At 45.9% G+C, this 6,026-nt stretch carries 9 protein-coding genes and 1 tRNA gene; 5 read left to right on the top strand and 5 right to left on the bottom strand.

Features of this window, described 5'->3' with window-relative positions; translation table 11 throughout:
* From QUA58_RS30655 to QUA58_RS30640, 4 genes are all read right to left on the bottom strand, one after another.
* Nucleotides 1-328, bottom strand: a 328-nt coding sequence (locus tag QUA58_RS30655; protein ID WP_333397898.1) for an EamA family transporter, incomplete at its 3' end; no start/stop codon positions are given.
* Nucleotides 329-442: 114 nt separating this feature from the next.
* Nucleotides 443-1,621 (bottom strand): Na+/H+ antiporter NhaC family protein, encoded by a 1,179-nt coding sequence (locus QUA58_RS30650; RefSeq protein ID WP_333397897.1) that lies wholly within the window; start codon nt 1,619-1,621, stop codon nt 443-445.
* Nucleotides 1,622-1,773: 152 nt separating this feature from the next.
* Nucleotides 1,774-2,049, bottom strand: coding sequence for a BrnA antitoxin family protein (locus QUA58_RS30645; RefSeq protein WP_106334313.1), 276 nt, complete (start codon nt 2,047-2,049; stop codon nt 1,774-1,776).
* Nucleotides 2,012-2,287 carry a BrnT family toxin gene (locus tag QUA58_RS30640; RefSeq protein WP_265239648.1) on the bottom strand — a complete coding sequence of 92 codons (276 nt, stop codon included), beginning with the start codon at nt 2,285-2,287 and terminating at the stop codon, nt 2,012-2,014. The genes QUA58_RS30645 and QUA58_RS30640 overlap by 38 nt, the downstream gene beginning before the upstream one ends.
* A gap of 191 nt (nt 2,288-2,478) precedes the next feature.
* On the opposite strand from QUA58_RS30640, the gene yqeK reads away from it, so the two are divergent.
* From yqeK to QUA58_RS30615, 5 genes are all read left to right on the top strand, one after another.
* Nucleotides 2,479-3,117: a bis(5'-nucleosyl)-tetraphosphatase (symmetrical) YqeK gene (gene yqeK / locus QUA58_RS30635; RefSeq protein ID WP_333397896.1), complete on the top strand. Its 639-nt coding sequence runs from the start codon at nt 2,479-2,481 to the stop codon at nt 3,115-3,117.
* A gap of 120 nt (nt 3,118-3,237) precedes the next feature.
* The gene (gene rsfS / locus QUA58_RS30630) at nt 3,238-3,663 is read left to right on the top strand and encodes a ribosome silencing factor (protein ID WP_333257412.1); all 426 of its coding nucleotides are present in this window, start codon (nt 3,238-3,240) and stop codon (nt 3,661-3,663) included.
* Nucleotide 3,664: 1 nt separating this feature from the next.
* A complete protein-coding gene (locus QUA58_RS30625) occupies nt 3,665-4,165 on the top strand; it encodes a CGLD27 family protein (RefSeq protein ID WP_333257415.1) in 501 nt (166 codons plus the stop codon).
* A gap of 189 nt (nt 4,166-4,354) precedes the next feature.
* Nucleotides 4,355-5,308 carry an asparaginase gene (locus tag QUA58_RS30620; RefSeq protein WP_333257418.1) on the top strand — a complete coding sequence of 318 codons (954 nt, stop codon included), beginning with the start codon at nt 4,355-4,357 and terminating at the stop codon, nt 5,306-5,308.
* Nucleotides 5,309-5,424: 116 nt separating this feature from the next.
* Nucleotides 5,425-5,501 (top strand) — tRNA-Met (locus tag QUA58_RS30615).
* Between the two features lie 48 nt (nt 5,502-5,549).
* On the opposite strand, the gene QUA58_RS30610 is transcribed toward QUA58_RS30615, so the two are convergent.
* Nucleotides 5,550-5,738, bottom strand: a complete 189-nt coding sequence (locus QUA58_RS30610) for a hypothetical protein (RefSeq protein ID WP_333276833.1) — start codon at nt 5,736-5,738, stop codon at nt 5,550-5,552.
* Nucleotides 5,739-6,026: the final 288 nt, after the last annotated feature.

The raw sequence follows: 6,026 nt of genomic DNA, 5'->3' as shown, positions 1-6,026 counted from the left end.
AAAAAACATTTTTTCTTGTGGAACAGGCATCTTGCCTGTTACAAAATTTGATTAAAATGAATTTTGCAAGAGGTCTATTAAAAGTAGTCACGCCGGAAAGCGCCGATACAGTCAAGTAAGGGAGATATTTTTTAATCAATTTCCAGTCAGCAACTGCCGCCCGCACCGTGAATGGAGCTAAAGTTGCCACAGCAATCGCCCATCGCCAAAAAGCTAAACCTACTGGCAAAATATCCTGATTTAAAGCTCTAGCAACGATGAAGTTTCCCGCCCAAATAATCGTCGCAACTACTGCCAAAGAATAACCCATTGACATTTTATTGTTCATGATTTATGTTGCACAATCATTTGATTGATATAGCTACCGCAGATGAAGGGCATATCAACACAGATTGACGCAGATAATTCAAGAAAATAGAGAGAATGAATGCGAAACATTTTTTTATTTTGTTTGATTGTTTCTAGGTGGTTTTGTCAGTTTCATTTGAATCCAGTTAAAGATGGGAATTAGATATAAATAAAAGGCATAAGGGATAAAATCTGCATTGACGCTCAAGATAGTTGCAGGCACTAATCCGGCGATATTCCAAGGAATTAATGGAGAAATCACAACAGCGGTGTTTTCTAAGTCTACAGCAAGTTGATAATTATCTAATCCCTCTTTTCGGTATTTTTCCTCAACTAACTGATGAGTTAGAAGGATGGCGATTGTTTGGGTGCAGCCAAATGCAGCCGCTAAAATTCCTATGATTGTCGTCCCCCCAAATAAATCGCCTCTGGTTCGAGCTTTGTTTAGATACAATTCAATAAATTCTAACGTTCTCGTCCCGGCAAAAAGGCCGGCAAATGCTGTCGATACAATTACAATTATTGAAACTTTGACCATCGACAAAATCCCTCCTCCCGCCACAATATCTTTTAAACTAGAAGTTGATTCTAACTTGAATCCGGCGATCGCGAATTGCAGAATGTCCAGCGGCGAATAACCTTGGAGTAAAATGGCGATCGCGCTTCCGGCAATTAGACTAGCAGTCATGGCAATTTTGACCTCAACTCGCAAAACACAAATAATTAAAATTGTCAAGGCTGGCAACCAAGTTATCCAGTTGAGATTGAAGGCTTTGCCAAGTTCCAAAGCCAGGTTGTTTCCAGCAACTTCTACGGGATTTGCTAAGGATAAGATTAAATACAAGATGCTGGAAACTATCAGCGGGTAAAAAGCTGTTACCGCCATATTTTTGAGGTTTGTATAAATGTCTGTGCGGGTAATGGCGGCAATCAAATTAGCGCTAGAAGACATCGGAGAACACCGATCGCCAAAATAAGCTCCGGCAATTATTGCCCCGGCGATCGTATTGGGATTGACACCGCTGCCCTTGGCTGCGATCGTTAAAGCAATGCCGATCGTGCTCGCAGTACCAAAGGAAGTTCCCAGCAGCACAGAAACCGTGCTAGTTAAGATAAACGCCCAAAAGATAAAATACTGAGGGCTAATCAATTTAATTCCCCAATATACGAGAACCGGAACTGTCCCCGCAGCCATCCAGACGGCCATGACTGCCCCGATTAACAGTAAAATACCGATTACTGAAAAAGACTTTTGACTTCCAGCAACAGCCATTTTGATTAAGCTGTTTATATGAAATCCTCTTCTCAACAAAATGGCAATAAAAATTGCCATAGAAGCTAGCAACGGATAAAGTACAAAATAACCTTTTATCGCACTAAATAAAAGTAAAACAAATGAAATAATAACAAAAAATAGCAAATCCATTATTGATGGGCTTTCATGTATTCTCGCAGTAAGGTATTGATCTGGGTTTGATAACCACGACCTTGAGATTTAAACCACTCCAAAACATCACTGTCAATGCGTAAGGTAACTTGAGCTTTAGTCTTAGGGTTGGGCAAGCCTCGCTGAACTATGGCTTTAGCAAACATTTCAGGCGTAATTTCAGGGCAATCAGAGAAATCAATATCTTCATCAGTCATGGCATCTAGGCGTTGCCAGTCAGTTTGAGATTTGCTCGAAGTAAATTCGTTGTTCATATTTAGTTGCTTTTCTAGCAGAAATAATGCGGGTACATTCCTCTCGTTCCGTATGGACGATAGCGACTACTCGCCCTTGCAACAAACCAAAAGTCACAAACCTTTGCTCTCCATAACTGAATCGTTCATCCTCAACTGTTACGATTTCTCCATCAAAAACTAATGGAACGTCGATAAAGTCAATTCCATGTTTGCTAAGGTTGGTAAGACGTTTAGTCTCATCCCACTCAAATTCCATACCTTGATTGTCACTAGATATTGTAACTACAATTTGTCGTTACAGCCACTTACTTTAACACATCTTTGGATCGCCCACTTCGCCCCCTTCGCCCAATCACCCCAAATATCCCAACACCGCTGCTACCCGACGCCGCAGTCCATTAAAACAAAACGCTAAAATAGTAGATCCAACAATTTGGGAGTTAATATTTGACACTTGCACCTACGCGCGAAAACGTCCTAGCTTGGCTCTCACAGCGCGTTCCTGCCGCCCGCATCACACATATCCTCGGAGTCGAACAAACAGCAGGAGACTTGGCCCGCCATTACGGCCTCGACGAAGCAAAAGCTCGATCGGCAGGACTGCTGCACGATTTGGCAAAATACTTTAAACCCCAACTGCTGCTGCTTATGGCTCAGAAGGAAGGTTTAGAGTTAGACTCAGTGTTGGAAGCACACCCGCATTTGCTGCACGCAGACGCCAGCGCGATCGTCGCTAGAGAGGAATTCGGGGTGGTCGATCGAGAAATTTTGGACGCGATCGCCAATCACACCCTCGGCAGACCAAACATGAGCCAGCTCAGTTGTACCGTATTTATAGCAGATACTATAGAGCCGAGCCGCGGCAACACAGCCGAACTAGCAGCACTGCGCGAAGCAAGTATGCAAAATCTTTATGCCGCCGTGTGGCAAACTAGCGATTATTCTCTGAAATATTTGCTAGAAACTCGCTGCTACATTCACCCGCGCACCGTACTTACCCGCAATTGGGCGCTGCTTATGGCTCGCGCGGAATCGCCGGAAACAGGAAATTCGACGGGAAAGTCGATCGAACAAATCACAAGTTAACAGTAAAATTTACCAGCAATCCTGTACTTACTTTTGGCTTGAACCTAACTCCTATTTCCAGTCTCAAACTGCCAACAACCGATTCCCCTTTACTGTCTCAATTAGGAACTTAAACACTTAATGTCAGATCTAACCCAACTCGAATATTCCAGAACTCAGTCTACAGTAACCGACAGCACCTCCCCAGACGAAGCGCGCGGCCTGATCATGACCGCGGCCCAAGCTGCCGATGACCGCAAAGCAGTTGATATTGTATTGCTCCAAGTGTCAGAAGTATGCTATCTGGCAGACTACTTTGCGATCGTCACCGGATTTTCCAACGTCCAGGTACGAGCCATCTCCCAAGCCATCGCCGACCAAGTAGAAGAAGAATGGGGACGGTTGCCGCTGCGTACACAAGGGCTATCAGACGCCAGTTGGGTCGTCATGGACTACGGCGACGCGATTATCCACATCTTTAAACCTCAAGAGCGCGAATTCTACAATTTAGAAGCGTTCTGGGGACACGCCGATCGCCTTGATTTTTCAGTCGCAGAGGAACGCTAATGTGAAAAACGCTTCTGTTTCTATTTGTCCTGTTCCCCAAGAACAGCGCCCGGTCAATGAATACCAAGAACTTACAGAATCCTGGTTTTTTAGCTGGGTAACTCTCGATTGGCCCGCATATCTGGCAAAACTGGCTTGGGTATGCGGTTGGAGTTGCTTGATATCCGGGCCACTCGCAGCAGCCAGCTTTGCTCCAGGCAAGTATCCAGTTCAGTTTTTGCTGTGCGGTGCTGCCGGTGCCGGTTTTATTCTAGGATTAGCTTTGCTGCGACTTTACTTGGGTTGGTTCTACGTGCGATCGCGCCTGGACAATCCCACAGTCGTCTACGAAGAGTCTGGCTGGTACGATTGTCAAGCTTGGCCGAAAACTCCCGAAGTTTTAGCTCAAGACCAATTGATAGTCAACTACGAACTAGAACCAATTCTCAGGCGTCTGCGGCAGACATTTTATGGTTTGACAGTATTGCTGGTTGCCGGGGGAATAATTTGGAGCTGTTTGTAATCGAAAATGGTAACAAGAGAGTTTTGAGTTGTAGGGGGGGGTGCCAAGAGTGTCCGCTCCGCAAGTTTTGAGTGAGAAATGATCGCCAAAAGATTAACGAAGCAACCCGCAACTCACAAATTACAACTGGCAACTCAAAACTTTCACGGGCCCCAGTCTAAAATCTAAAATCTAAAATCTAAAATTGATATGACAAGGGGAAAACGAACCCAAGCTCCCGAACTGGAAGTCACACTGCTGCGCGAAGGTATTGTGGAATCTAGGCATCGCGCCCAAGCCGCTGTCTGCGACAAGCGCGGGCGCGTTCTGTCCGTTGCCGGTAACTCGGAAACGGCGACATTTGTGCGTTCTTCTCTCAAGCCTTTTCAAGCTTTGGCTGTGACGGCGAGCGGCACTTTGGAACGCTACGAATTGACCGATCGAGATTTAGCGATTATTTGCAGTTCTCATCAAGGTACGATCGAGCAATCGCGGCAGGTGTTTAACGTCCTGTGGCGCTGCGACATTGACCCATCTAAACTTCAATGCCCCATTCCTGAAGGCAAAAAAAGCCCCCTGCAATACAACTGTTCCGGCAAACACGCCGGAATGCTGGCTGTCTGTCAGCAAATGCACTGGCCGCTGGAAACTTATTTGCGCCGCAAACATCCCGTCCAGCAGCTTATTTTGGGCAAAGTGGCTGACTTGCTAGCAATGCCCGCTGAAGAGTTTATCAGCGCTCGCGACGACTGCGGCGCTCCTACCTATCTATTGCAGTTGGGACAAATGGCGTCTTTGTACGCTAAGTTGGCCTCCGGCGACAATGTGGATATGGAGCGGATTGTGCGGGCTATGACTCACCACCCGATGATGGTTGCCGGTGAGGGCAAATTTGACACGGAACTGATGCGCTTGACTCAAGGCGAATTGGTGAGCAAGTCCGGCGCCGAAGGGGTGCAGTGCATTGGCCGGGTTGGCGAAGGCATGGGTTTGGCGATTAAGATAACGGATGGTGGCAAGCGCGCTCAATTTGCTGTGGCGATTCATTTGCTCAAGCAGTTGGGCTGGATTACTCCGACGATCGCCGAAACTCTTGCAGAGACTTACCTGACTCTCAGCGAGTTCAAGCGCTTGGAGGTAGTCGGGGAAGTTTCGATGCTTTAGGGCGATCGAGACTCTGAGACGATTTCAGCAACCCCTCCCACAATCTAAAATTTTTTTTGATTTAGGGGTTGCAATTTTCAGAAAGATATGTTTATATTAGTAAAGAGACAAAGCGACGCGGGATAGAGCAGCCTGGTAGCTCGTCGGGCTCATAACCCGAAGGTCAGTGGTTCAAATCCACTTCCCGCCACCAAATTAAACAAGACAAGCCCCGGCGACCTAAAAGTTGCTGGGGTTTGTTTTATGCCGTCTGTTGGATGCCGTCGGCGATCGCCTCTTCGACAGATTGATACCGTTTCCGGTTGCACGAGCGACTTGATATAGAGGAGACGGCACTGCCGTCTCGAAAGCTGTGGGTAATATTAATTCCGATGCTGCCAGATTTGATATGAAAGCAGTTTATTTTAGGCGGCAACAAAAATGAGGACACAGCACTGCTGTGTCCCTACTGTATATTTGTATTTTTATAATTGGGACAAAATAAGACCCACTCTCAACCTAAACACTCAACCCTATACTTTTCGACCACCGTTTGTGCAAGCTTTATTTGTCAAAAAATTGCAATCCGATATCCATATTTTTTAACTCAGGATTTTAAATTGCTAAGGAATGAGAATTAAATAACTTCCACAAGTTGGTGGGATGGGCGTCCCGCCCGTCCAAAAAGGACGGGCGGGACGCCCCTCCCACAATAACAATTAAAATTGTAAGTTATTTA

It is taken from the genome of Microcoleus sp. N9_A1 (genome assembly GCF_036701795.1).
Lineage (GTDB): Bacteria > Cyanobacteriota > Cyanobacteriia > Cyanobacteriales > Microcoleaceae > Microcoleus.
Note: the sequence above shows the minus strand (reverse complement) of the source record. Positions and strands in the feature narration are given on the sequence as shown.

Excerpts from the sequence above, each read along its gene's own strand:
- QUA58_RS30650 (WP_333397897.1), bottom strand. The coding sequence starts at position 1,621 with ATGGCTGTTGCTGGAAGTCAAAAGTCTTTTTCAGTAATCGGTATTTTA.
- QUA58_RS30645 (WP_106334313.1), bottom strand. The coding sequence starts at position 2,049 with ATGAACAACGAATTTACTTCGAGCAAATCTCAAACTGACTGGCAACGC.
- QUA58_RS30640 (WP_265239648.1), bottom strand. The coding sequence starts at position 2,287 with ATGGAATTTGAGTGGGATGAGACTAAACGTCTTACCAACCTTAGCAAA.
- rsfS (WP_333257412.1), top strand. The coding sequence starts at position 3,238 with ATGTCAGATCTAACCCAACTCGAATATTCCAGAACTCAGTCTACAGTA.
- QUA58_RS30620 (WP_333257418.1), top strand. The coding sequence starts at position 4,355 with ATGACAAGGGGAAAACGAACCCAAGCTCCCGAACTGGAAGTCACACTG.